The sequence below is a fragment of the Methanosarcina sp. UBA5 genome, assembly GCF_002505485.1.
Lineage (GTDB): Archaea > Halobacteriota > Methanosarcinia > Methanosarcinales > Methanosarcinaceae > Methanosarcina.
Genome location: NZ_DAVG01000080.1, coordinates 166,859 through 191,788 on the forward strand (window position 1 = coordinate 166,859; position 24,930 = coordinate 191,788).

General features: G+C 39.3%; 24 protein-coding genes and 1 pseudogene. 13 read left to right on the forward strand and 12 right to left on the reverse strand.

From position 1 onward, the window contains the following. Positions 1-509 precede the first annotated feature (509 nt). The 4 genes from BP621_RS08635 to porB are packed head-to-tail and all read left to right on the forward strand — an operon-like array spanning position 510 to position 3,479. The gene (locus BP621_RS08635) at positions 510-1,058 is read left to right on the forward strand and encodes a pyruvate ferredoxin oxidoreductase subunit gamma (protein WP_292389163.1); all 549 of its coding nucleotides are present in this window, start codon (positions 510-512) and stop codon (positions 1,056-1,058) included. 41 nt (positions 1,059-1,099) lie between these two features. After that, complete coding sequence (gene porD / locus BP621_RS08640; protein WP_292389216.1) at positions 1,100-1,384, forward strand: pyruvate synthase subunit PorD; 285 nt, start codon at positions 1,100-1,102, stop codon at positions 1,382-1,384. Further along, positions 1,384-2,592 (forward strand): pyruvate synthase subunit PorA, encoded by a 1,209-nt coding sequence (gene porA, locus BP621_RS08645; protein WP_292389164.1) that lies wholly within the window; start codon positions 1,384-1,386, stop codon positions 2,590-2,592. The genes porD and porA overlap by 1 nt, the downstream gene beginning before the upstream one ends. Continuing rightward, positions 2,589-3,479, forward strand: a complete 891-nt coding sequence (gene porB / locus BP621_RS08650) for a pyruvate synthase subunit PorB (protein WP_292389165.1) — start codon at positions 2,589-2,591, stop codon at positions 3,477-3,479. The genes porA and porB overlap by 4 nt, the downstream gene beginning before the upstream one ends. Before the next feature lie 177 nt (positions 3,480-3,656). On the opposite strand, the gene BP621_RS17210 is transcribed toward porB, so the two are convergent. From BP621_RS17210 to BP621_RS08700, 11 genes are all read right to left on the reverse strand, one after another. Continuing rightward, complete coding sequence (locus BP621_RS17210) at positions 3,657-3,788, reverse strand: transposase (protein ID WP_394339295.1); 132 nt, start codon at positions 3,786-3,788, stop codon at positions 3,657-3,659. A gap of 580 nt (positions 3,789-4,368) precedes the next feature. Then, on the reverse strand, positions 4,369-4,824 hold the full coding sequence (locus tag BP621_RS08655) for a hypothetical protein (RefSeq protein WP_292389166.1): 456 nt from the start codon (positions 4,822-4,824) through the stop codon (positions 4,369-4,371). Between the two features lie 460 nt (positions 4,825-5,284). After that, positions 5,285-6,109, reverse strand: coding sequence for a metal ABC transporter permease (locus BP621_RS08660; protein WP_292389168.1), 825 nt, complete (start codon positions 6,107-6,109; stop codon positions 5,285-5,287). Between the two features lie 54 nt (positions 6,110-6,163). After that, positions 6,164-6,928 carry a metal ABC transporter ATP-binding protein gene (locus BP621_RS08665; RefSeq protein WP_292389169.1) on the reverse strand — a complete coding sequence of 255 codons (765 nt, stop codon included), beginning with the start codon at positions 6,926-6,928 and terminating at the stop codon, positions 6,164-6,166. A gap of 169 nt (positions 6,929-7,097) precedes the next feature. Further along, positions 7,098-8,072 carry a metal ABC transporter solute-binding protein, Zn/Mn family gene (locus tag BP621_RS08670; RefSeq protein WP_292389170.1) on the reverse strand — a complete coding sequence of 325 codons (975 nt, stop codon included), beginning with the start codon at positions 8,070-8,072 and terminating at the stop codon, positions 7,098-7,100. A 333-nt stretch (positions 8,073-8,405) separates the two neighbouring features. Further along, on the reverse strand, positions 8,406-8,855 hold the full coding sequence (locus BP621_RS08675; protein ID WP_292389171.1) for a metal-dependent transcriptional regulator: 450 nt from the start codon (positions 8,853-8,855) through the stop codon (positions 8,406-8,408). Between the two features lie 120 nt (positions 8,856-8,975). Then, positions 8,976-9,104 (reverse strand): hypothetical protein, encoded by a 129-nt coding sequence (locus BP621_RS08680; RefSeq protein WP_394339291.1) that lies wholly within the window; start codon positions 9,102-9,104, stop codon positions 8,976-8,978. After that, on the reverse strand, positions 9,064-10,173 hold the full coding sequence (locus tag BP621_RS08685) for a GntP family permease (protein ID WP_394339292.1): 1,110 nt from the start codon (positions 10,171-10,173) through the stop codon (positions 9,064-9,066). The genes BP621_RS08680 and BP621_RS08685 overlap by 41 nt, the downstream gene beginning before the upstream one ends. 52 nt (positions 10,174-10,225) lie before the next feature. Continuing rightward, positions 10,226-10,738, reverse strand: a complete 513-nt coding sequence (locus tag BP621_RS08690) for a chemotaxis protein CheW (protein WP_292389176.1) — start codon at positions 10,736-10,738, stop codon at positions 10,226-10,228. 28 nt (positions 10,739-10,766) lie between these two features. Next, a complete protein-coding gene (locus BP621_RS08695; RefSeq protein ID WP_292389217.1) occupies positions 10,767-12,836 on the reverse strand; it encodes a methyl-accepting chemotaxis protein in 2,070 nt (689 codons plus the stop codon). 313 nt (positions 12,837-13,149) lie between these two features. Further along, on the reverse strand, positions 13,150-13,524 hold the full coding sequence (locus BP621_RS08700; RefSeq protein WP_292389177.1) for a response regulator: 375 nt from the start codon (positions 13,522-13,524) through the stop codon (positions 13,150-13,152). A 1,146-nt stretch (positions 13,525-14,670) separates the two neighbouring features. Between BP621_RS08700 and BP621_RS08705 the strand changes: the two genes are divergently transcribed. From BP621_RS08705 to fhcD, 9 genes and pseudogenes are all read left to right on the forward strand, one after another. After that, complete coding sequence (locus BP621_RS08705; RefSeq protein ID WP_292389179.1) at positions 14,671-15,036, forward strand: response regulator; 366 nt, start codon at positions 14,671-14,673, stop codon at positions 15,034-15,036. A 268-nt stretch (positions 15,037-15,304) separates the two neighbouring features. Next, complete coding sequence (locus BP621_RS08710; RefSeq protein ID WP_292389218.1) at positions 15,305-15,412, forward strand: hypothetical protein; 108 nt, start codon at positions 15,305-15,307, stop codon at positions 15,410-15,412. Between the two features lie 179 nt (positions 15,413-15,591). Next, positions 15,592-16,263: pseudogene (locus BP621_RS08715) on the forward strand (CheB methylesterase domain-containing protein). A gap of 262 nt (positions 16,264-16,525) precedes the next feature. Next, on the forward strand, positions 16,526-18,469 hold the full coding sequence (locus BP621_RS08720; RefSeq protein ID WP_292389180.1) for a chemotaxis protein CheA: 1,944 nt from the start codon (positions 16,526-16,528) through the stop codon (positions 18,467-18,469). Continuing rightward, on the forward strand, positions 18,466-19,428 hold the full coding sequence (locus BP621_RS08725; protein WP_292389182.1) for a CheR family methyltransferase: 963 nt from the start codon (positions 18,466-18,468) through the stop codon (positions 19,426-19,428). Before BP621_RS08720 ends, BP621_RS08725 begins: the two co-directional genes overlap by 4 nt. A 10-nt stretch (positions 19,429-19,438) precedes the next feature. Next, positions 19,439-19,567, forward strand: coding sequence for a hypothetical protein (locus tag BP621_RS08730; RefSeq protein ID WP_292389183.1), 129 nt, complete (start codon positions 19,439-19,441; stop codon positions 19,565-19,567). Continuing rightward, a complete protein-coding gene (locus tag BP621_RS08735; RefSeq protein WP_292389184.1) occupies positions 19,551-19,748 on the forward strand; it encodes a chemotaxis protein CheC in 198 nt (65 codons plus the stop codon). Before BP621_RS08730 ends, BP621_RS08735 begins: the two co-directional genes overlap by 17 nt. 541 nt (positions 19,749-20,289) lie before the next feature. After that, positions 20,290-20,769, forward strand: a complete 480-nt coding sequence (locus BP621_RS08740; protein ID WP_292389186.1) for a chemotaxis protein CheD — start codon at positions 20,290-20,292, stop codon at positions 20,767-20,769. Positions 20,770-21,470: 701 nt separating this feature from the next. Continuing rightward, on the forward strand, positions 21,471-22,364 hold the full coding sequence (fhcD, locus tag BP621_RS08745) for a formylmethanofuran--tetrahydromethanopterin N-formyltransferase (protein WP_292389187.1): 894 nt from the start codon (positions 21,471-21,473) through the stop codon (positions 22,362-22,364). 524 nt (positions 22,365-22,888) lie between these two features. Here the strand turns inward: fhcD and BP621_RS08750 are convergent. Beyond that, positions 22,889-24,418 carry a TraB/GumN family protein gene (locus BP621_RS08750; RefSeq protein ID WP_292389189.1) on the reverse strand — a complete coding sequence of 510 codons (1,530 nt, stop codon included), beginning with the start codon at positions 24,416-24,418 and terminating at the stop codon, positions 22,889-22,891. Positions 24,419-24,930: the final 512 nt, after the last annotated feature.

Sequence of the window (24,930 nt, forward strand, 5' to 3'; positions counted from 1 at the left end):
TGACCGTAGGCAGGTTAACCTGAAAATAACAAATATAATATGTTTTAAAAAATAATTATGGATTAGAAATATATATAAAGAATATCTTTCAATTTACCGAAAACCTAATAATATTCTACACTATTATCCATGAACTATCAGGCATAAAACAGTGTGAACCCAGAATTGAAAATGAGTCTTTCAAATTAATTATACTCATGATATGAAAGAGATCCAGGTTAACAATTTACCATCCAGGCTTTTGGATCCCCGACGTGCATGTACATGTCACACTTATTATATTAGAGTAGTGCCTGAAGAAAGAGTCAGATGCTAATTTGCATCTGACAAGTTAATAAATTGAATGATATCAGGTTAATTCGATCCGATTAATATTTGATTAATGTTCGATCACTAGCAGTGTGCCGGACAAATAATTAAGACTTGCCAAACAGACTGCCGAGAACAGCAAAAATACATAAAAGCACTAAAAAACGTTAGATAAAACCGCATTAAAAAGGAGAATCCAAATGAAGGAAATCAGAATACACGGTCGAGGAGGCCAGGGTTCTGTTACCGCGGCTGAAATGCTTTCCGTTGCAGCTTTTGAAGATGGAAAGTTTAGCCAAGCTTTCCCCGCTTTTGGGGTAGAGCGTAGAGGTGCCCCAGTCCAGGCATTCACGAGGATTAGCAATAATCCTATCAGGCTCCGAAGCCAGATTTACACCCCGGATTATGTTATTGTCCAGGATGCAACCCTGCTTGAAACTGTTGACGTTGCAAGCGGGATAAAGGATGACGGAATAATTATTGTTAACACAACCGAAAAGCCGGAAAGCCTGAAACTCAATACAAAAGCTAGGGTCATGACCGTGGATGCTACCAAGGTGGCAATGGATATCATAGGTGTTCCTATTGTAAACACTGTCCTCCTTGGAGCTTTTGCGGGTGCAACCGGAGAAATCAATGTAGAATCAATCCAGCATGCAGTAAGGGCTCGTTTTTCAGGAAAGGTAGGAGAAAAGAATGCAAATGCAATCCAGAAGGCCTACAAGCTTATCAGGGGGGAAGAAGCGTGAGTAACGGATCCGAACAAGACCGCAAAATACGACCCGAAGTTCTGAAAAACGAAGATGAAGAGGGTCTAAACATTTCACGCTGCAGAGTCTGTAAACCTGGTTCTACCCTTATAAACAAAACCGGAGGCTGGAGAAACTTCCGTCCTGTTTATATTTACGAAAAATGTACCAAATGCGGAATCTGTGAGATCGTCTGTCCTGATATGTCTGTCAAACCCAGAGAAGACGGCTTTTTTGAATATGATTATGATTACTGCAAAGGTTGCGGCATCTGTGCAAATGAGTGTCCTGCAGATGCAATTGAAATGATTCTGGAGGAGAAATAATGATTGACCCGGCTTACAGAAAAAAAATGGTAGTTGTTGAAGGGTCCTATGCTGTGGCCCATTCCGCAAAAGTCTGCCGTCCAAACGTAATTTCAGCCTATCCGATTACTCCTCAGACCCATATTGTCGAACACTTATCTCAATTTATGGCAGACGGGGAAATCCCTAACTGTGAGTATATTAATGTAGAAGCCGAGTTCTCGGCAATTTCTGCCCTTATAGGAGCATCAGCCGTAGGCGCAAGAACTTATTCAGCCACAACTTCTCAGGGACTTCTGCTCATGCATGAGGCACTTTTTAACACTTCAGGTATGAGGCTTCCGGTTGTTATGACAGTGGCAAATAGAGCAATTAGCGCTCCAATCAACATCTGGAACGATCATCAAGATGCTATTGCACAGAGAGATACAGGCTGGATCCAGCTTTATGTAGAGGATGTTCAGGAAGCATGTGACACCCTGCCTCAGCTCTACAAGATCGCAGAAGACAACGAGATCATGGTTCCGGGTATGGTCTGCATGGATGGTTTTATTCTGTCTCACGTTTATGAGCCTGTTGTCCTGCTTGAACAGGATTTGACCGACAATTTCCTCCCGACTTTCCAGCCTGAAAATATTCTTGACCCTGAAGATCCCAAAACTTTCGGAGCCTTTGCAACTCCTGACACCTATGAAGAGTTCAGGTATCTCCATGAACAGGCAATGCAGAAAGCTCTTTCTAAAATCGAAACTACAGCAAAGGAGTTTGAAGAAGTCTTTGGCAGGTTCCATGGAGGACTTATTGACGGTTATATGCTTGACGATGCCGAGATTATTGTCATGTCTATGGGCTCTATTCTCGGTACTGTTAAGGATGTTGTTGATGAGTACAGAGCAAAAGGAGAAAAGATCGGCGTCTTAAAGGTCAGGTCCTTCAGACCTTTCCCGAAGAAACAGATCTGTGAGGCTGTTAAGAATGCCCATGCAGTTGTCGTACTCGATAAGAACATTTCTATAGGGACAAACGAAGGAGCGCTCTTTACAGAAACCAAATCTTGTCTCTACAACAGTAAAGTCCGGATACCTGTGATTGGCTATACTGTGGGGCACGGAGGCCGTGACATTCGCGTGGAAAGTATTGCAAAGGTTATAGAAGAAACCAAGAAAGTTGCAAAGTCAGAAATCACGGTTGAAAGCCAATTCCTAGACCTCAGGGAGGAGTTGCTATGAGTAAAACTGCACCGAAAACGTATATCACGTCCGGGCACAGCGGCTGTGCAGGTTGTTGTGATGCCTTTGCTGCAAAATTCACACTTATGGGTTCAGGCCCAAACACAATTGTAGTTAACCCGACAGGCTGTCTCGAAGTTATGTCTACACCTTTCCCGTATTCCTCCTGGCAGGTTCCGTGGATCCACTCCCTCTTTGAAAACGCAGGAGCAGTAGCTTCAGGTGTAGAAGCTGCCTTGAAGGCTCTTGGCAAAAAGGATGATGTCAAGGTTGTATCAATTGGGGGAGACGGTTCTACTATGGACATCGGCCTCGGTTCCCTCTCGGGCGCATTCGAGAGAGGCCACGATTTCACCTATGTGTGTATGGACAACGAAGCTTATATGAACACCGGAGTCCAGCGCAGCAGTGGAACACCTTTTGATGCAAGTACCACAACTACTCCAGCCGGAAAAGTTTCCTTTGGAAACCCGCGCCCTAAGAAGAACATGCCTGCTATCATGGCAGCTCATGGCTCTCCATATGTGGCCACGACCTCCATAGGTTTCCCAAGAGACATGATGCGAAAGGTCAAGAAGGCAACTGAAATCGTGGGCCCTACCTATATCCATGCCCAAGCCCCTTGTCCAACAGGCTGGGGTTTTGATACATCCAAGACCCTGGAAATTGCCAAACTTGCAGTCGAAACCTGCCTCTGGCCCATGTATGAAATGGAAAACGGGGAAATTACCCAGGTCAGGAAAGTTAAAGATCCCAGGCCAGTCGAGGAGTACCTGAGAGCCCAGAAAAGGTTCAAACACCTCTTCACCAAGGAAGGCGGTGAGGAAGAAATAAAGAAAATCCAGGCTATTGCAGACTGGAATATAAAGCACTTTGGGCTTCAGTAAAAGCTGAAGTTCCACTTTTCAACTTTCTTTTTGATTTTTTGTATTCAGCCTACCCAGATAAGTTGATTGATACTGATTTTGATGTAACCCTTATTTTTGACACTCATAGATTCATCGGATTAATACTGATAAAATCTATGTACTGTTGATTTGAGCTATAATGGCGGGAAATATCTACTACATACAACCTGTTGTAACTGCGTACAAGATTCCATTGATTAGTTTCCGTAAGTCCGCACGAGATTTTCCAGTATGTGGTTTCTGTGGAGGAAGATAGGGTTCTATGGATTTCCATAGAATGTCATCGATTTCACGAAATCACATAATATCACATAATATTAGATTTATAATATACATATTATAGTTTTTTTTGGGATTGGTTCTACTTGAAAAAAATCTACTGGATAAGTCAGAATTTTGCGATGTATATAGTCAATTTAATGCTTTAAATTTAGAAAAAGCAAACACATATTAAATTGAAAAGAACAAAATTAAGAACAGATTTTACTTTAAACGTGATTAGGCATCTGTTTTTAAATGCCGTTTTTAGAGAATCCGTTTTTTAACTGCCACTTTAAAAAAATACCGTTTTTCGAAGACCGTTTTTAAAGCTTTCGTTTTTCGAAGACCGTTTTTATATATCGTTTTTAAAGCTTTTGTTTTTGCATACCGTTTTTTTATGTATCGTTTTTTAAGACACCGTTTTTCACAGATGCCTTGCAATTCAGATAGCTTTTAGTTATATAAAACTACGGATGTACTGAAAAATAAATATAAATTCTCAGAAGTACTGAAAAATATGAGATAAGTTGGAGACAAGAAAAGAAAAAACCTGGCTTTAAATCCTAATGAAAAAGAGAAATATATTAAAAAGTGAGTTACCAGGCGATCACAGATCAACTAACGGTAACTGTCTTCTCAGATCAGGCAAATAGCCTTCTCTGTGCAGAGCTATTTTATAGTCGCTTATTGTTCTGCATAATTTGTGAGTATATTTTATGCAGTCGGTACCAACGTCCCCCTTGAACAGTATCTTTTCGGTTTTTTCAATAAATTCGGGGTAGGTAAATATCAGTTCTTCTTTTGTGTGCAGGAACAGAGCTGCAAAGTCTCTGTGAATGCCCATGCTTCTTTTAAGCAGTTCGACATTAAGGTGGTCCTCAGATAGATAGGGGTTGAACTTCACAAAGGTATGGAAATCTGCAATGTTCTGGTTTAAGGAGTTCAGAATTGAATACAGAACGTTGTCGGTCTCCGGAAGGGGGATATCCGGAAGATCGAGGTAATCTCCATCAAAAGTCTCATTTTCTTTTATATTTTGATCCCGGGTTGTATCACGATCCATTTTATCACCCTGATTGTAACAATTTATTTTAGGAAATAGTCTGATGGCTTCCGTTTCATATAACGGATTCAATCACTTGCTTTGATATAGCTTTCAGATACACTTACTGGATTGGCTTAGGGTGGCTCCAAATAAATCCATCGTGTTTAATTTGCCGGCGTATCCGTCACTTCCCCACTCGAAGCGATTACGCACATGGGTGAGATGCTTCAGATTCCGTTTTTATCTCCACGAACCAAGCCTGAGAGGTTTAGTACTGGGTCCCATAAAATATAATCAATTAAACGTTTAGGCTCTTGCATCTCACCATATATAAAATTATGTCTTAATAAAACTGAATAAATATAATTATGGTAGAATCTTTACCCGATACTGTAAAAGTCCTGAATAGCTATTAAAATAGTCCTGAATATGTCATAAACACCCATTTAAAGCCTTTAAAATGGAGTTCAGGGATTTTTTAAACTCCTGAGCTTCTTCTATTCTCAAGCATTCCCATCCCAAAGGCCGTAAGTCCATATACAAGGCTCAATACTAGAATGATCGTTGCACCTGATGGGACATCCAGAGCATATGAAAGACCTATTCCTGTAACGCTGATTACAGTTCCGAAGGCTATGGAAATCAGCATCATATGCTTCAGGTTATGAGTGAATTTGCGACTCAGAGAAGCAGGAATGGTAAGAAGGGCGATTACAAGGATGATACCCACGACCTTAATAAGCACCACGATTGTCAGAGCAATTATGCAGAGCATGAAAAGGTAAAGCTTCTCGGTAGGAAAACCCTGCACGGTTGTGAACTCTTCGTCAAAACAGAGGGCAAGAAATTCCTTATAAAGTAAGTAAACTGCACCTACTATCACTATATCAAGAGCTAGCATAAAGTAAAGGTCAAAGCGAGGCACTGTCAGAATATTTCCGAAAAGGTAGGTCATAAGATCAGGGGCATAACCAGGGGTTAGATAGACAAAAATAATCCCAAGTGCCATTCCAAGAGACCAGAGTATGCCTATAGCACTGTCTTCCGGGATTTTAGACTTCTTGCTCACAGTTCCCATGACAAGAGCTGAAAGCAAGCTGAAGGGAAGAACTCCGAACATAGGGTTGATTCCGAGGTAATAGCCCAGGCCAACACCTCCAAAGGAAGCATGGGCTATCCCTCCACTTATGAAGACTATTTTTTTGACGACAACATAGACTCCTATAATCCCGCAGGCTATGCTTGCAAGAACTGCAGCCGCAAGAGCGTTCTGGATGAAATTGTATTGCAGAAAATCAAACATTCTTATTTCTCCATCTGTTTTTCTAATCAGTCCTTTTCGAACAAGTCCTGATCTTCAGGGATCTTCCTCGTGGTTACTCAACACCCTGTGAGGTATTCCATGAGCGATCAGTTCGACAGGACACTGGTAAGTAGCTTCCAGATCTTCAACAGAGATTTCTCTGGAATTGTGGTAATGAAGCGTACGGTTTAAGCAGGCTATTTTGTCGACATAAACAGAAACCGCACTGAGGTCGTGAGTAACCATGATAACTGCCATTTCCTGCTTGAGCCTGTTCAGCAGGCGGTAGAGTTCATCCTGCATATGAGGATCAAGCCCGGAATTAGGTTCGTCCAGAAGCAGAAGTTTGGGATTCGTAGCAAGAGCTCTTGCAATAAAGACCCTCTGTCGCTGCCCGCCCGAAAGCTGCCCAATCTGTCGGTCTCTGTATTGGAACATTTCTACCGTCTTAAGGGCTTCCTCTGCAGCTTTTTTGTCTTCTTCTCGGTATTTCTTCAGAAAACCCGTATGGCTCATCCTGCCTGTAAGAACCACTTCCCAAACACTGATAGGAAAGTCAAAATCAAAACCTCTGTATTGAGGGACATAGCCTACAAGCTCTCTGCTCTTCTCGGGAGGTTTCCCAAAGAGTTTCACACTGCCCCTGTAAGGCTTCAAAAGCCCAAGAAGCACTTTAAGAAATGTAGTCTTTCCTCCCCCATTAGGTCCGATAATCCCAAGCAGTCCACTGGATTCTTTTAATTCAAAATTTATTGCCTCAAGAATTGTCTGGGTTCCATAACGAATCCACACATCCTTAAGTTCTATAACTTTTTCCATTGCCTTCCCTTCAGAATATCGTTTTTTATCGTTTTTGTTTGTCGGATTCAATCTTTTGATATTTAAATACGAAATTTGAGTGGTTGACTTAACCAGGACTTGAATGCTAATTTTACTGGTTTCGTATTTTATTGGTTTCGTATTTTACTGGCTTCTTACTTTACTGACTTCAAACAAGGTTTCTGGCAAAAATATCGGATACGTTATCCATATTTGCTATGTAATCCTTTGCAAGCGGGTCTACAGCTATAACCTCACCACCTATCTCTTCAGCTACGGCTTGCGCACTCCGCGTGCTGGATTGAGGCTGGATAAAAATTACCTTGACGTGCTTTTCCTTTGCAAGGTCTACAAGCTTCGCCAGATCCTCAGCGCTTGGCTCTTTTCCTTCAATCTCGACTGGAATCATGGTAAGGTTGTAATCCGCCGCAAAATAGCCCCAGGACGGGTGATAAACTATGAAATTTCTTTCCTTTTTTCCTTCAAGCTTTTCGCGGATCCTTGCATCCAGAGAATCCAGCTCTTTAAAATAGGCGTCTCTATTCTGAGCATAGTAAGTTTTGTTCCCAGGATCTACTTTGGCAAGTCCCTCATAAATGTTCTCGACCATTATTTTTGCGTTTGCAGGAGATGTCCATATGTGAGGATCCAGTCCAGTTTCTTCGTGACCAACTTCAAGTTCTCCTGCATGTTCCTCTGCTCCCTCCCCTTCGTGATGATCGTCAGCGGCAAGTTCCCTGAGTTTGATTCCGTTAGAAGAATTTACGATAAGAGTTCCACTGTTAATAGATTCGAACCTGTCGATCCATACTTTCTCAAAAGGCATATCGACACCGACAGTAACATACATACGAGCTTCGCTCGCTTCCCCCATTTCTTTAGGGGATGGCTCATAAGTGTGAGGGTCTGCTCCCGGAGGAATTATAACAACAGTTTTTACTTTATCTCCCCCCACTTTTTCTACAAACTCAACTTGAGGAAGGAGACTTACAGCCACTGTTATAGGCTCACTCGACCCTGTGACTTCAACATCCTGTCCTGTACTTTCATTAGTTTGAGAGTTTCCTGGACCTGTACAACCGCTGGCAAAAAGGCTCAGACCTACAGTCAAGAGCACTAATAAAGGTAGAATTTTTAGATTCATATTAAGATCCCGCTTTCTTCACTTTTACATTTTCTTCTTTCGCTTTTTTCTGGCTCATGAATATATTTCTGGATAAGATAAGACCGACATCAAGAGAACAAATTTGCATATGCCCAAATTATAGCATATATTCAAACTCTGCATGTATTCAAAATTATATTCAAAGTCTTTATGTCTTTATATATCCAAAGTCCATATATCAAAAATTTGGTATGTACCCAAAGTTTTGGATTATTCAGGAAATTTTTTGGTGTAAGCCCAAATTTAGGTACTTGATTAGCACTTTAGCTCTTTCATCTAGCATTTCGTTTCATGCTTCACTTATTCAAGCACTCAACGATGATTTTCCTCATGCAGACATTCCTCATGACTTATTTCTCCACAGACACCAAACATCGGGTGACCCATTGAGCTACAGATTTTATCTACAGCATCCCTGGAGACGAAAGCCTCAAAACGCGAAACTTCACTACATGCTTCTTCCGACGAAAGGCCGTAATGGGTTAAAAGAAGACTGAGGATCCTGTGCCTTCGGATAAGAAATTGCGTATACGCCTCCCCCAATTCCGTCAGATCAACACCCCTGTAAGGAACATGGTTCAGGTAGCCTGCATTTGCAAGCTCGTTTAAGGTCTTGGTTGTAGTTGAAGGGTCTACCTGCAGGCCTGAAGAGATCTCTGTGGTTTTTACAGTGCCTCCTTTTCCAAGAATGAACTTAAGATAATCTACCTTTCTCGGAGAGAGTTCAAGGCCCGTAAATTCAGGATAACTTTGCTCATTCATATAGAGAAATATAAAAAACTGGTATTTATTGTTTGCCACATACCAAATTATGAAGTTAGAATTGTACTATAGCAAAATAAGAAGAGCGGGAAAAATCTTGGAGGAATAGGATTAAAACTCTCAGTAAAAGAAAGGATCATTGACATGGGAAATCAGAAAAGTGCCTGAAGCCATTGAAAGGATAACGATTTCTGGAGGAAGCCCGAGTTCAGGAACCAGAGGCAGTAAAAGAGAAGGTGCGATAAGCATAGTCACAATCCTTGATCCCTGAACGGTTTGGAGGGCTGCGGCAACGAAAAAAGGCACAAGGATATGGAGGAAGGCTCAACTGCAAGAAAAACCTGCCAATAGCTCCTCCTGCACCTGTCATGGCAAGAGTTGCTCCGAGAGCACCCCCTCCACAGAGATCAAGAAGGACAACCCCAGTTCTCCTCACAGCTTTTTCGATCAGTTCTCTCAGTACGAGAGATCCGAGCTTTCTGCCAGAAAAGATAGAGAGAAGGACTCCTATGAGAAGCGCAATATTCGGGTTTCCCAGAAAGGTGAGCACAGGATGAGGGTGTTCAAAGCCTGTCTGAAGGAGAATAAGGAGTAAAGGAAAAAAGATAGGAGAGTAAACCTCAAGCCGTCGGGGTCTTTCGACAGAGTTATTATATATTCCTGAGGCTTTTTCCTGAACTTCAGCTGTCTTTTCCTTTACTCTGTTCGAAAAGTCTGCAGTTCCAGACTTTTCCAGATTTTTGGAATAAAGGTAACCTGCAATGGAAGTAGGAACTGCGATAAAAAGTCCCAGAATAAAAAGCCTGTCCACATTAGCCGATAACTCTTCTGCTGCCGAAATGACGACAGGAGAAGGGTAGACAAGGTTAAATGAGGCAACAGCTCCGAGTGCAAGTGCTGTTGCAGTGGAAATGGGGGGGTTATCGAGTCTGGAAGCCAACTCTTTAGCTATTGGAATAAAGATAACATAGGCAAGAATGTAACACATCATGGGAACAGAAAAAAGAAAGCCAAGGACATTAAGGGCAAGCAGAGGATTTCTGGAAAAACATATAATATCAGAGGCTATTAAGGACATCCCTCCGGTTCCCTGGAGCAGAATTCCGATAACACTTCCACACGTAATAATAATAGCAAAACGAGAAAACACGCTGCCCAATCCCCCAGTTATTGCTTCGACCGTGGCCAGGGGTTCTCCTGCAAGGATTCCTGTAAAAACGGATACAAGGACAAGACTGAGAAAAGGGTGCAACCTGAGTTTAGCTGTAAAAAACAATATGCAGAAAAGGGCGAAAAGGAATAGGACCACAGGATGCATGTTTAAAACCTGACGTAAATTTTAATATTCGCTTCAATAGAAGTGGCCGGGCTTAAATATTCTTTTCAGGAGAAGATAGCTCACTAAATTCTTCGATTTCTTCTTCTCCAAGTACTCTTGCAAGATTTAGTAGAATGAGAAGCCTGCTACCTATTTTTCCGACTCCTCTTAGATATTCTGCATTGATTTTCGATTTAATCATCTCAGGGGGCGGTTGAATTGAAGAAAGTGGCAGGCTCATGACCTCCTTTACGGAATTTACAAGCATTCCAACGACTTTATCTTTTACCTCCACTATGATAATTCTGGACAGGCTGTCAGTCTCTTTCGAGCTGAAGTCAAGCCGCTTGTTAAGATCTATCACCACGAGGATCTTTCCCCGCAGGTTAATGAGCCCTTTTATGCATTCCGGAGCCTGAGGAATACGGGTGATCCTCGGAACCGGAATAACTTTGGAGACCTGCATGATATCCACTCCGAACTCTTCACCTGAAAGCTCAAAGGTCACTAAATGAAGATTTTCTTCCGAAAATCTTGAACCTTCATCCAATGTTTCTTCAAACATTTGAATTCCTCAAACTAGCTCCAAAATTTTAACTTGACATGTTTTCTGACTCTTCTTTTAAGTTACCAAGTTTGAACTTTTCCGTAGCTTTTTTCATACTTTCCCCGAGCAAAGAAAGGTCGCTAGCCATGTTGGCAAGTTCTGATATTGAAGCGGTCTGCTCTTCGAGAGCTGCAGCAGTTTCCTGAGTTCCTGCAGCGGATTGTTCCGAAATTGAGGAAATGTCTTCCAGAGTGGAAGTGATTTCTTCAATGGATGCGGACTGCTCTTCTGTAGCAGCTGCAACATCTTCTATCATATTTGTAATTTCATTGATTGTAGTAACAATCCCTGCAACCATTTCAACCGCGTTATTAACAGACAGCGAACCTGCCTGAACATCCTTTTTACTGGCCTCTATGCTTTCCACGGTTTCACTAATGCTGCCTCTTATTTCATCAATTAGGTTGGAAATGTTATTAGCAGCACGGCCGGATTCGTCAGCAAGTTTTCGGACTTCATCGGCTACAACAGAGAAACCCCGGCCGTGCTCACCAGCCCGGGCAGCCTCAATTGCAGCATTCAGCGCAAGCATATTTGTCTGGTCCGCAATCCTGGTAATGAGAGTTACAATTTCATTGATTTGTTGAGATTTGGAGTCAAGCTCTGTTATCACTTCCTTAGTTTCATCAACAGAGGAGCGAATACGGTCCATTTTCACCAGGATTTCTCTTGAAGCATTTCCAATGTTATTGACAGTGCTATTGACAAGATTCGTATTTTTAGAAACTTTCTGGGTATTCTCCGCAATTTCCTGGATATTATGTGTCATGTCCTGCATTGCGTGAGTTATATCTACTATCTTTGTACTCTGCATCTCGGTTCCGTGTGAAATTTCAGCTGCAGTATCGGAAATTTTTCTTGATGCTGAGGCTACTTCCTCAGAAGAAGCAGACATTTCTTCTGAAAGTGTGGAAAGGTGAAGCGAACTTTCCTGAATTTCTTTAATTAGACTACGAAGGTTTTGAACCATCAATTTAAAAGCTTGTGAGAGTTGAGAGATTTCACTTCTTGAATTTCCTTTAATTTCAACACTCAAATCTCCTTCAGAAATTCTGTCTGCCGCTTCAAGCAATTCATAGATGGGTTTTCTATAGAGGTTCAAAATCACAAAAACAAGTAAAGCACCGATAAGTATCGAAAGAAGAGTAACGAGAAAGATCTCATTTATAGAATTTATTATCAAGGTGTCGAGCTTATCTTTCTGGTCGACACTGGCATTTTCAGCATTTTCGTTAATCTTTGCAGCTATGTTCGCCATATTTTTCACATCAGCTGCCTTTTTCTCTTTAAGAATTTCCAGGCGATCAAAGTCACGCCGGATTTTTGTGACATTGGTGATTATTGCGTTTCCACGCTCAAGATTTTCAGGTTTTACTGTCTGCTTATTTAAATTCTCGGCAACTTCAGTTATATTCTCCATAATCAGATCGAAGTTTTCCGCATACTGATCTTCTGGAGTAATTATATAATTCTGGTATTCGCTTCGAGCTTCCATTGCAAATATGCTGATTTTCTGAGCTCCCTGAGCATTAGAAAACTTTTGCTGGAGAACTTCCCCTGAAGAACCGTTTTCTACATATTGTTGGTATTGAAACATCTGATCTTTATAAATTTCATCCGCTTTCTGCAAAATAATATCGCCTTTAGAGGTGATATTGGTTTTCAGGGCTATCTCTTCATTGTTTGCTTTAACATAGCTGTCAAAGCTTTCCTTGAATTCATCAGAAGTTTCCAGAATAGTGTTCATGCGATCCTGATTTGCAGGATCAAGGTAGCCAAGATATACTTCTTTGGATATAGCTGCTTGTCTGGGTACAAGACCAAGATATTCATAAGTATTATTCTTATAAACAGGATCACCATAAATAACATAACTTTCCTGAGCTTCCAGGGCTCCCTGCATATCATTCATGATAAAAGTCATATTTTGAATGGCTCGGCTTTTCTTTTCCACATCATTCATGCCCTGATAGCCTGTGTACCCAACAAATAAAATCAAAACCAGAAGAAGAGCAAAGCCTAGCACTAGATGCCCTATTTTTGTGTTTTTATACATCTTTCTCACCCTTGCCTCCAGTTTCCGTCTCTATACCTTTTCTACCTGCATGAGCTGTTAACCTGTCAGTAGTACCCACTAAGGAAAATGAACGGGAGGAAATGTTTCTATGGAGACTGCCTGATCTTCCCAACCAATTATTCAATACAGACTATTTGAGAGTTGATAAATTTTTTGATTTATTAAAAGAAAGAACGTGATAAAAAAATTATTTACTGTGGTTTTAACCCGGTTTCACTCAATATCTCTTTAGACGTCTACCGAGCCTGCCTTTAGGCGACTGTCTTTTTATCTTTGCATATATCCAGTATCTTCAAGAGTCCGCTATTGTAAGAAAATTCTCGACCTGTGAGCCAAAATCACCAAAGTTTATGGGTTTGGCAAGAACAGCATGGCATCCAGCCTTAAGGAATTTTTCTTTACTTTCAGGATCAGAGTACCCTGTGACTGCAACTACCTTTATACTCCGAGTTTCAGGGTTAAGTTTGATTTCTTGAAGCAATTCAAGACCGTGCATTTTAGGAAGTTCCATATCAAGCAATATCAAGTCAATCTTCGCTTCACTGAGAATTTCGAGAGCTTCAAAGCCGTTTTTCGCCCTTTTCGACTCATATCCAAAGGACTTAAGTAAGTCTGCTTCGATCATCAAATTAAGTAAATTATCTTCAACAATCAGGATTTCAGGCATTCAAATCTACTCCTAAGGAGGTTGCTTAAAGATTTTGTAAGCAAGATTTTTTAAACAAGATTTAGTAAGTGAAATTCTGTCAAAGAAATTTGAATAATGAGTCTTCTAGTGAATATGAATTTTCTAACGAGTATGAATTTTATAGTGAATATGAATTTTCTAACGAGTATGAATTTTATAGTGAATATGAAACAAGAAAATATGAAACGAAATTTTTCCTTGTATCTTTAGCATGTATACCTTAGTCCTCCCTAAAACCAGGGTCAGAAAGTCATAAAAATATTATTTATCTTCAACAATTGTAGGTGATCCATCAATAACCAGTTAATATTTTCCAGAGCATCTCCATTTGTATTCCTCTCTAATGCTCTGCTTATGTACACTAAATTTTCTGTATGTGTAAGCTCAGAAAACAGATAAACTAAGCAAAAACATTCAAAGACAAAATATTAACCAGCTATTAATGCACTACCCAAGTGTACCTTAGGCATGTAAATTTTTCCGAGGTTATTTTTCAATTTACTAAGTAATATATGAAGTTTGGAACAATATAAATTTATTTGCTAAATTTAGATTCATATTTTCAATATATAAACAGCAATAAAATTAATTTATTAAAATTCAGGTATCACTTTTGGTATTATTATTTCAGGAAAAATTGAAATTAGTCTCAGATAAAATTTAAAACAAATATGGAAACGTTTTATTTATAAAAAATAATATAATTAACGCTTTATTTTAATATACAGATCAAAATCGGAACTCGGCTGAAGAGTGAGAAAAAAACCGGTAACTTTTGTAAATAGTTTGTTAACGTGTTAATTAACCGGAACATTTAAATAAAGTTTTTGTTTTCTAATTTTATAAAGACAATTAAAAAATTTAATATAGCAGGTCTCGTATATACTTTTCTACACAATTGAGATAATATGTCTTAACAAATAAACTTGCACAGGTTATATTTGTTAACCTCGAGTAACTTTTTAGCTAAAGTCCTTTGATTCATAGCATAAATTTTTGGAGAATACGCAGGCAAGAGGCGAGATTCGGCAAAGATAGGAATAATGTGTCGGGACATTCCAAAAAATTGGGATATAAATATCATCCGATATTGTCGCTTGTTCAAGAACGGAAGAAGGGAAACGCATGGCCAGAGTTATGATCGTGGACGATGCCGAATTTATGCGGATGGTTATAAGAGATATTCTTCTGATCCACGGACATGAAGTTGTTGCTGAAGTCAGTGATGGGGAAGAGGCAATTCAGACATATCTCGAAGTAAAGCCCGATATTGTGTTAATGGATATAATTATGCCAGATATGGATGGAAAAGAGGCGTTGCAAAAACTTCTTACAATGGATCCTGCGGCAAAAATAGTAATGTGCTCCTCCATTGGTCAACAGGCGCTCATAACCGAATCAATGAAGATAGGTGCTATGGGCTTTATAGTAAAACCTTTTGAACCTGATGGAATGATGGATGTAATAAGGAAAATTGCTGAGCCAAATTAGATCCGATTTGAGGCTAATGGTAAATCCTGGCTACTATTAAATCAAATTGCATTAACTGAAGCTACATAAATAAAACTATTGAAGTTGTATTAAATAAAACTATGTCTCAGAATATTGTTAAACAAAATATTATTAGACAAAACTACTAAAATAAACTTTGCATTTAATAAAAAGTGCTTGAGATGACGATCCGCGCACTCATAATAGACGATTCTGCTTTAATTCGCAAATAGGAACGGCAGCCAATGGAAAGGACGGCCTTGAGAAAATTGAAAAATTAAGGCATGATGTCGTTCTTCTAGACAATGTTATGCCTATTCTTGACGGCCTTAAGACTCTTGATCGGATTATGAAGACTGTCCGACTCCTGTTGTGATGGTTTCAGCCCTCGGGGAGAGAGTCGAAGAGATTACGCTTACAGCTTTTGAATATGGAGCAGTGGATGTAATCCAGAAGCCTGAAGGGATTCTTAGTCAGAGCATGCCAGATATGGCAGAGGAAATTTGCAGAAAAATCCGCGTAGCTGCAAAAGACAATCTTGAAAATCTGGAGTGCATGCGAAATCGAGAATTGGAAGAACCGAAAGTAAATAAAAAAGAAAAAATAGAAGAGAACAGATCCCGGAAAGAAACAACGGCTTCCGTAAGAAATGTTCTTGCAATAGGCGCATCTGCTGTAGGCAAAAGAGCTTTGGAGAAACTTCTAGGTTCGTTCCCTGCCGATATCCCCGCCGCAGTCCTTGTAGTCAAGCACGTGCCTGCAAGTTTTACTGCATCTCTTTCAAAAAGACTTAATTCAAAAACGGCTCTCAGGGTAAAAGAAGCACAGGAAGGGGAAATAATAGAGGAAGGGAGCGTACTTGTAGCTTCCGGAAACTATCATATGGAAAATCATACAGAAGACCGTAAACGGTCGTAAAAAAGAGATCGTACACCTCTCGTGCGCGGCCCAAAAGAAATGGGCTCAAGACCGTCAGTAAATGCTCTTTTCAGGTCTATCGCCCCAATTTACGGCTCCAAAATCGTTTCCCTAATTCTGACCGGAATGAACTGCGATGGAACGGATGGAGTTGAGCAAGTAAAAAAGATGAGAGGAAAGGTAATTGTTGAGGCACAGAGTTCGTGTGTGATTTACGGAATGCCAAAAGAAGTTGTAAGGCGGAAATTGGCGAATTTTATGCTTCCTCTGGATAAAATGGCTGAAGAAATTGTAAAAATGATAAGCTAACTTTTCGAATTAAAAAAGCAGTCTGAGTTTTAAGGTTAAAGGTTAACTCTTCATACTGGACCTCTGTATTGAATTAAAGATTGAGCCGCCATTAAACCAGAAGTGTTGTAATTAAATTAAAACTCGGGATTAAACCAGATGTTGGGATTAAACCAGAATTGAATACGAGACCAAGTCTAGAATTCAATCCCAAACTGAATTCTGTGTTGAGAAAAAATATGAAAAAGTAAAAATCTGAACTTCCAGAAAGGCAGGGAAAATTATGGATATGTCAAAATATATGGGCATTTTCAGGGTAGAGTCTGAGAAATACATCAAAGAGTTGAGCGATTCCCTGCTGGCGCTTGAGAATGAGCCTGAAAACGCGGAACAAATGAATACGTTATTTCGTGCAGCTCATACATTCAAAGGCATGGCTGCAACTATGGGGTTCAAACAAATTGTAGAGTTAACGCATGAAATGGAAAGTTTGATAGACAGGCTGCGCACACGGCAAATTGTGCTTAATTCTTCTTTGATTGACGTTCTCTTTGTATGTGTGGATACCCTTGAGGGGCTTGTAGAGAATGTCTGCGAGGGTAAAGGAAATGAGCCCGGAAAAAGAAAAGATGCGGCTAATAAATACGAATTCTATCCTGACGTCTACGAAGTGCTAAAAACCTTAAGGGGAGTAAAAGACTCTCCTGAAAAATCTTCTATTCAAAGATTCGAAGATAAAACTCTATCTGTAAAGGAAGAAAATGAACAAAAAGAAAGTGAAATGGAAGGTGACAGAGTAGGAGACAACAAAACAGAGGAGGGTGAATATAGAGATAGTAAAAAAGAGGATAGTAAAAGCGAAGATAGTAAAACAGAAATTGGCGAAGAAAGCGACGGCGAAAGCAAAGAGGGTGGAAAAAAAGGCGGCAAAATAAAAGATAATGGAAAAAAATGCAGTCGAGATAAAGAATTTTCAAAAATTGAAGAAACTAATAAAGTAAAAAAAACTGCGAAAGAAATTTACCGACCAGAAAAAGAAGAAGAAATCCTAACTTTTCCAAAATCGGGTCCTAAAGTAAAAACTATTCAGAGCTCAAGAATCAGTACCGAACAGCTTGATAAATTGATGAATCTAGTGGGCGAACTCATAATTAACCGAAGTAGAATAAACGAGCTTACATGCAACCTGAAATCCAAGGAGCTTGAGGCTGCACTTTCAGATTTTTATAAACTGACAAGAGAACTGCAAGACGAGGTGATCGAGGCAAGAATGGTACCTCTAGACCATATCACCTACATATATCCCAGAATGATAAGAGATCTTGCACGCATACAAAACAAAAAAATCGATTTTATAATCCAAGGAAAAGAAATCAAGCTCGATAGAACCATTCTCGAAGAAATCGGAGATTCCCTAGTGCACCTATTGAGAAATGCAATAGATCACGGGATCGAAATTCCAGAGAAGCGTGTGAAACTTGGGAAAAAAGAGAATGGCACTATACTGATTACAGCTTCAAGACAGGAAAATTTTGCCCTTATTAAAATCGAAGATGACGGATGTGGAATAGATACCAATGAAATCCGGAAAGTTTCATTAAAGAAAGGAATTATTTCAAGAGAAAATGCGGAGCAACTTCAGGAAGGGGAAGTAATGCAGCTGATTTTTACTCCAGGTCTCAGTACCTCTGACAGCGTTACCGATATTTCCGGAAGGGGAATAGGAATGGATGTTGTAAAAAATAGCGTTGAGCGCCTGGGAGGATCCGTAAAAGTCGAGTCAAAACCCGGACTTGGTTCCAGATTCGAATTGAAACTGCCTCTAAACATTGCGGTTTATCAGGCTATGCTGGTAAGAATCGGAAATGAAAAATATGCGATTCCCTTCACAAGCATAGTAGAAAATATCGAAATCAGCTCGCAGGAAATCAAGCATATCGAGGGACAGGAAGTCGTTTTAATAGATGATAAAATTCTTCCACTTTTTAGATTGAGAAGGCAGTTTCAGCTGCCTGATGATGGCGACGAGAACAATACTTTCGTAGTTCTGGTTGAAAAACGCGGGCAATATATTGGAATAGTCGTGGACGAGCTGCTTGGAAAACAGGAAGTGATAGTAAAAAGCTTCAAAAGCAAACTTCTTGACAATACAAAAGGGTTTGCAGGAGCAACAATTCTGGGCAACGGAAACGTTATTTTGATAATTGATGTTAATTCCCTGATTTGAAATGCGTAAGAAGCCCTAATGGGATAAAAAACCTGGATAAAAATGCTGCCGGTGAAGAAATGGGTAACAATCCAGTTAGAAAGGCAAGTGATAATCAAATAAATAAAGAAGAGATAAGTAAAGAGATAATGATAGGTCAAAATCTGGAGGAAGACCCGGGCTTTGAGCTGTTAAAAAGAATTATTAATGGAAACACTGGCTTTAACTGTGAACATTATAAGGAAGCCCATTTCAGGCGTAGAATTAACTTGCGCGTTCGAGCCACCAATTCAGAGAGTTACGGAGCGTACCTGAAACTTTTGAAGAAAGACCGGCAAGAATATGAATTTCTTCTCGATGCTCTTACTGTAAATGTCAGTGAATTTTTCCGAAATCCCGAAACCTTCAAAATAATCGAAAAAGAGGTCATTCCTTCTCTTGTTAAATACAGATCAGGATCATTGACCCGATCAATTCGTATCTGGAGTGCTGGTTGTGCGGCAGGAGAAGAGGCTTATTCCCTTGCTATCCTGTTACACAGAACCCTGAAAACCGATTTTAATAGGTATAGAATAAGAATTATAGGTACGGATATTGATGCTCAAAGTTTGGAAAAAGCCAAAAAGGGCATTTACGATGAAAATTCACTTAAAAATCTTGATCCAGATACAAAGGAACGTTATTTCTTGAAACAGGGAGATAGGTATCGGGTAATAGATGAGTTTAAGAATATAACGCAATTTAAACATCATGATTTGATTTCAAATCCCAGAACCGATCATTTTGATCTTATTGTCTGCCGAAATGTAATGATATATTTTAAAAAGGAGATTCAGGAGCAATTACAGCTTAATTTCTACAAGGCTCTCGAAAAAGGAGGATTTTTTATAATAGGAAAGTCCGAAACACTGCTTGGGACTGCACCAAACCTCTTTAGACCTTACAATACGAGAGAGCGCCTGTACATAAAGGAAATCTAAAGGGATATTTATGGAAGAAATCAAGAACCTGAGGAATTTTATACCGAAAATAATAGGCATTTCGAAACTCCCAGTTCTGGGATCATTTATGCATATCGAAAAAGACCTTGAAGGCTTAGATATTGATACTCTTTCCTGAAAAAAGTATAAGAAGCCTTTCTTTGATTCTCTCGGGTGAAAAAAGAATAGGTCTGATTGATACCATGAACAGGTATTTAATGGAAGAAGTCGGCCATATCCTAGCAGGAACTTATGTAACTGCGCTTTCGAAGTTTCTGGATCTTAATATTCTAATCCCAACACCTTATTACGGTGTATGATATGTTTGGCTCGATCCTGAATTCTGACTCACGGAAATGAGTTGTAAGACAGACTTCGCCCTCCTGCTCAATGCGGAGTTTTTTATAAAAGAAGAGAAAATTTACGGGAATATTTAAACTTTGTTCGATTCTGCTTCTCTAGATCATTTTTAAAAAGAACTAATGAGTTGATTAACCGGAAGCCTGATTTATTACAAATATTTATGAGAAAACAATTTTTAAAATGTTTATTGAAAAATCTGGCATTTGTGCTTAATTGAAATAGGATCAGATGACTGTGAATAAACTCAAGATTATATATAAATTACTTTTAAATAAACTAGAAATAACATATATAAATAACTTTTGAATAAGTTTTAAATTGGTTCTAAATAATTTTTAAATAAATTCTAAACAATTATAATTATTATTAAATAATTCACACAGAACTTTTAAACAATCCCAACTTTTAAACAATCTCTAAATAATTTCTAAACAGTTTTTAAATAATTTCTAGTTACTTCTAAACCAGAGAAATTTCTAAACTAGAAGGGTTTTCAAGGTGACCGACTCAGGCATAATTGTAGTGGGAATAGGAGCCTGTGCATTGGCTAGGAGTCCGGTTAAAATTAAAACCTTCGGATTGGGTTCGTGTGTGTGTATAACACTTTATGATAAGCGGGAGAGAATAGGAGGGCTTATTCATACGATGCTTCCGAGTATAAGTCGTGCAAGGATAAAAGATAACCCTTTAAAATATACGGATTCCGGTATAGAGTATCTTGAAGCTGAGATACTTAAAAAGGGCTCATCCAGAAAAAGGCTCGAAGCAAAACTTGTCGGGGGAGCGCATATGTTTGAAAATCGGAACCTGAACATAGGTGAAAGAAACATAGAATGGGCCAGAGACACCCTGGAAAAGTTTGAAATACCAATTATAGCTGAGGATACCGGAAAAAATTACGGGCGTACAGTAACCTTTGACACTTCTACTGGCGATCTCCTAATAAGGACTATTTTGAAAGGAGATAAGATAATCTAAAAGAAATAATCGGTTTCTATCTTTAATCGGTTTTTATTTTTACTCTATTTTCCCTTATTCATTTTATCTTTTACTTATTTTTATTTTTATTCTATTTTTCCCTTATTCATTTTATCTTTTACTTATTTTTAATCTGTTCTTACCTTAAATTCATTTTACTTTTTTGATATTATTGAGATATGTTGAGAAATATTATTGGGTTTATAAAGTAAGTCATTTTTCAAAATAATTCACTTTTTAATCCATTTTCGTCTCTTTGCCTTTTCTTTGAAAAATTATATATCTGATATAAATATTATAATTGACATTGTTAGCCCGATTAATAAAGCGGAAGAAAATAAAGTAGCATAAAACTTTAAATGTGTATCTGGGGCTAAATCTAAGGTAATGTAGCACTTCGAATACATTTTGAGTACACTCTTAGTACATTTTAAGTATACTTCGAGCAACACATTAAGTATACTTTAGGTGATACTGTGAGTATACTTGAATTATACATTAAGTATACTTAAAATAACACTCTGAGCACTACTCTAAAATTCTTTGAGTAACCCTTTGAGTAAATACTATATTCTAAGTTATTCTGTAAGATATCTGGAAAGTTCTGAAAACTTATAGAAGACTGAAAAGCAGGGAAAACCAAGCCTAATCATTCGTGAACTAATTTCAAGATAGCAATAATAAGCAAATGAGAGATTTTTATGGAAATCAATGGAGTAGAAATCGAAGATACATATGCAGAAGCGTTTCCGATCAAGATTGCACGGGTACTCATAACAGCTGCTACCAAGCGCTGGGCCCTTGTGGCAGCTACTGAAGCTACAGGCTTTGCAACATCCGTTATAATGTGTCCCGCAGAAGCCGGAATTGAGAGGTTAGCAAGCCCCAGCGAGACACCAGATGGCAGGCCTGGAGTTTATGCCCACATCTGCACTTTCAAATATGAAGCTCTGGAAGAGCAACTTCTTGAAAGGATTGGGCAGTGTGTACTTACAGCCCCTACAACTGCAGTCTTCAATGGACTTCCTGAAGCTGAAAAACAATTTAACGTAGGCTTTAAGCTTAAGTTCTTTGCAGACGGCATGGAATCCGAAACCCAGGTTGCAGGCCGCAAAGTATATAAGGTGCCAATTATGGAAGGGGATTTCCTGGCCGAAGAAAATATAGGAGCTATAGCTGGAATTGCAGGTGGAAACTTCTTCATCTTCGGAGACTCACAGATGACTGCCCTAACCGCAGCCGAAGCTGCTGTCGATGCAATTGCAGAGATTGAAGGTACAATTACCCCCTTCCCTGGTGGCATTGTAGCCAGCGGTTCCAAATCTGGAGCAAATAAATACAAGTTCCTGAAAGCTACTGCTAATGAAAAATTCTGCCCTTCCATAAAAGATAAGGTTGAAAACACTGAAATCCCGGCAGATGTGAATGCTGTTTATGAAATAGTTATTAACGGGCTTGATGAAGAAAGCATAAAAGCTGCCATGAAAGCAGGAATTAAAGCCGCTGTAACTGTTCCAGGCGTTAAGAAGATCTCCGCAGGAAACTATGGTGGAAAGCTGGGTAAATATCAGTTCAAACTGCATGAGCTCTTCTGAACTCTAAAGTTTTTCCTTTTTTACTTCCTTCTCTATTCTTTTTTCCTTTCATTTTTAGCCCATATATAATGATAATTTTACAATATAAGATAAAATAAAGAAAAATTAAAGGTTGGCTACCCTGGCTGATTTTTGATGCTATATAAAATAGCATAGTAATCTTTTATTGGGTCTGTTTTAGTGTTCTCAGGAATGCGAGGAGTTCACAGATATCAGGCGATACTAAGAACCAAGTGATCCCCGGGAAATATAGAGCAAAAGACCCCATAGAATCAGAAAAATGAAGAATATTCGGGAACCAGGCTTCCAGAAACATCAGCATATTACGAATATCAAAAAACATAGATATCAAAGACTTTAGAGTCTAACTGGATTAAAGCCAGTTTGGTATCGAAAACTTAGAGTCTAACTGGATTAAAGCCAGTTTGGTATCGAAAACTTTAGAGTCTAACTGGATCAAGCCAGTTTAGATATCGAAAACTTTAGAGTCAAACTGGATCAAGCCAGTTTAGATATCGAAAACTTTAGAGCCCAATTGCGTTGAACCCAGAAAGTAGAATATCTCTCGGGTCAATGCCAGTTACATGCATCATGACATAAGCTGCAACGAAGGTCCCTGTCATACTTCCTATGTTTGCAAAGCTTGCGACAAGGAGAACTCGCATGAACTTATTTTTGAACATTTCCCTGAAGGTTTCTACTCCTGCGAGGGCTTTTATATCTGCAGTGGTAGGATTTCGCTGTTTTGCTTCTACAAGACCAGCAAACCAGCCTGCGGCAATAAGAGGGTGCAGAGTGGTTAGCCAGGCAACCAAAAAGGCAGTCAGAACTGAGTAAGGATGGCCACCTGCAAGTAAAGTACCGGCTGCACTGAGGGTTCCTGTAATGATAAACCACCATCCGAAGGCTATTAAAAGGAGTTTCAGCGGAACGCCAGAAAGCAGCAACAGCAAAAAAAATCCAACTATAACGGCAACAAAAGCAAAGCCAACAATCTTTCCAAGGCCTATGCGTTTCTTTGGAACCTGTATAAGACTATCCAGGGAAGGAACGGTTTTCGGGTTCTTCAGGTACTTAGTTACTCCTGGCTTGTGTCCAGCTCCAATTACTACGACAATAGTTTTGTTTCCACCTGCCGCAACCCTGAGGATGCTTCCTGCAAGATATGCGTCCCTTTCATCAATGAGAACTTCAGCTGCAGTCGGGGCAAAATCTCTAAGTTCATTTACGAGGCCAGTTACAACATCGGTTTCTGTAATTTTATCAATATCGATGTCGGTCCCTTTTCCTATTCCTATTAGGCCACCTAACAGGGAGCCGATCATCTTAACTTTTTCCAGGAACTTCATTTTTCCCCAGAAGCGCTGAAGAGTCACCTGGATATCCCGGTCAATTAGGGCAACTTTAGCCCCGATAGATTCGGCTTCCTCAATTGCGGAAAGCATCTCAGCTCCGGGTTTTACACCCATGTCGTCACCGATCTTTTTCTGCACATAGGCAAGCAGCCAATGAATGACGTAATAGTTAACCTTGCCTTCAGTAAGAATTTCCTTGATAGGGACCTGCCTTTCCTGCACATTACCCTTTAGGGAATCATAACGTCCCCTGCAAAGCTCGACAGCTACAATATCCGGTTTCAGATCCCTTATAGTAGCCTTGACCTCGGCAACACTCTTTTCCGAGACGTGGGCGGTTCCTATAAGCACAACTCTTGATGGCTGGCATTCAGCCTGATGCGCATCCGAGAATTGGGAAGGTGAAGGAATTGAAACTTCGGAAGCCGAATCAGGAATAGGTTCTGAAATAAGTTCGGAACTTATGTCAAGTTTTGTTTCAAGCTCGTCAGGTTCTATTTTGGATACTGGCACAGGAGTTTTGTTTTCCTGCGGCATGTTAATTGAAGAACCAGAAATTTTAGACTTTCCAACAGAAATAGAATTTTCTGTGGATTCGGTCACAAGTTTGTCCATAGAATATATTGACTCCTGAGATGAACTATGAAAATTGTAGTCAGGGTCCTTGTCCTGAGAATCTGTAATTTCAGGTTTGTTCATTGTTAATCTCTCTGCTGCGACGAGTTAAGGTGATGCGTGAGAATACATCACTTGAAGAACTGCAGTTAATCGCATGAGTAATTAATGAGTAATTAATGAGTAATTAAGCTCTTCACATAAAATAACCAAGCTATAAAAAAACTTAGCTATTAGCAGATAAGCTATTAGCAGATAATTAACTGGTGGTAATTATCTGCCAGGAATTTATATTTTGCTGCTTTCAGATTTTATCCTTAGATTCATATTTTGTGTCTTCAGATTTTATCCCTGGATTTGTGTTTTCTTGCCTTCGGATTTTAGCCCTAATTTATATAATCTTTATTTTATATAAGTGTTTATAAACTTATCCAATATACCTTTATTCTAATTTTAGAAATTTGTTAATTTTAGAAAGGGCTTACATGTGAAAAATTTAAGAGAGTATGATATTTTGATAAAAATATCTTTTGATGAAAACTTATCTCGACAGATCATTTTTGATAAACTCCCTGATAAAACCCATTTTGACAATT

Excerpts from the sequence above, each read along its gene's own strand:
- BP621_RS08730 (WP_292389183.1), top strand. The coding sequence starts at position 19,439 with ATGGAAGAAATCAAGAACCTGAGGAATTTTATACCGAAAATAATAGGC.
- BP621_RS08720 (WP_292389180.1), top strand. The coding sequence starts at position 16,526 with ATGGATATGTCAAAATATATGGGCATTTTCAGGGTAGAGTCTGAGAAA.
- BP621_RS08750 (WP_292389189.1), bottom strand. The coding sequence starts at position 24,418 with ATGAACAAACCTGAAATTACAGATTCTCAGGACAAGGACCCTGACTAC.
- BP621_RS08675 (WP_292389171.1), bottom strand. The coding sequence starts at position 8,855 with ATGAATGAGCAAAGTTATCCTGAATTTACGGGCCTTGAACTCTCTCCG.
- porA (WP_292389164.1), top strand. The coding sequence starts at position 1,384 with ATGATTGACCCGGCTTACAGAAAAAAAATGGTAGTTGTTGAAGGGTCC.
- BP621_RS08635 (WP_292389163.1), top strand. The coding sequence starts at position 510 with ATGAAGGAAATCAGAATACACGGTCGAGGAGGCCAGGGTTCTGTTACC.
- BP621_RS08690 (WP_292389176.1), bottom strand. The coding sequence starts at position 10,738 with ATGTTTGAAGAAACATTGGATGAAGGTTCAAGATTTTCGGAAGAAAAT.
- BP621_RS08655 (WP_292389166.1), bottom strand. The coding sequence starts at position 4,824 with ATGGATCGTGATACAACCCGGGATCAAAATATAAAAGAAAATGAGACT.
- fhcD (WP_292389187.1), top strand. The coding sequence starts at position 21,471 with ATGGAAATCAATGGAGTAGAAATCGAAGATACATATGCAGAAGCGTTT.
- BP621_RS08705 (WP_292389179.1), top strand. The coding sequence starts at position 14,671 with ATGGCCAGAGTTATGATCGTGGACGATGCCGAATTTATGCGGATGGTT.
- BP621_RS08685 (WP_394339292.1), bottom strand. The coding sequence starts at position 10,173 with ATGCATCCTGTGGTCCTATTCCTTTTCGCCCTTTTCTGCATATTGTTT.
- BP621_RS08680 (WP_394339291.1), bottom strand. The coding sequence starts at position 9,104 with ATGCTTATCGCACCTTCTCTTTTACTGCCTCTGGTTCCTGAACTCGGG.
- BP621_RS08695 (WP_292389217.1), bottom strand. The coding sequence starts at position 12,836 with ATGTATAAAAACACAAAAATAGGGCATCTAGTGCTAGGCTTTGCTCTT.
- BP621_RS08665 (WP_292389169.1), bottom strand. The coding sequence starts at position 6,928 with ATGGAAAAAGTTATAGAACTTAAGGATGTGTGGATTCGTTATGGAACC.
- porB (WP_292389165.1), top strand. The coding sequence starts at position 2,589 with ATGAGTAAAACTGCACCGAAAACGTATATCACGTCCGGGCACAGCGGC.
- BP621_RS08670 (WP_292389170.1), bottom strand. The coding sequence starts at position 8,072 with ATGAATCTAAAAATTCTACCTTTATTAGTGCTCTTGACTGTAGGTCTG.
- BP621_RS08700 (WP_292389177.1), bottom strand. The coding sequence starts at position 13,524 with ATGCCTGAAATCCTGATTGTTGAAGATAATTTACTTAATTTGATGATC.
- BP621_RS08660 (WP_292389168.1), bottom strand. The coding sequence starts at position 6,109 with ATGTTTGATTTTCTGCAATACAATTTCATCCAGAACGCTCTTGCGGCT.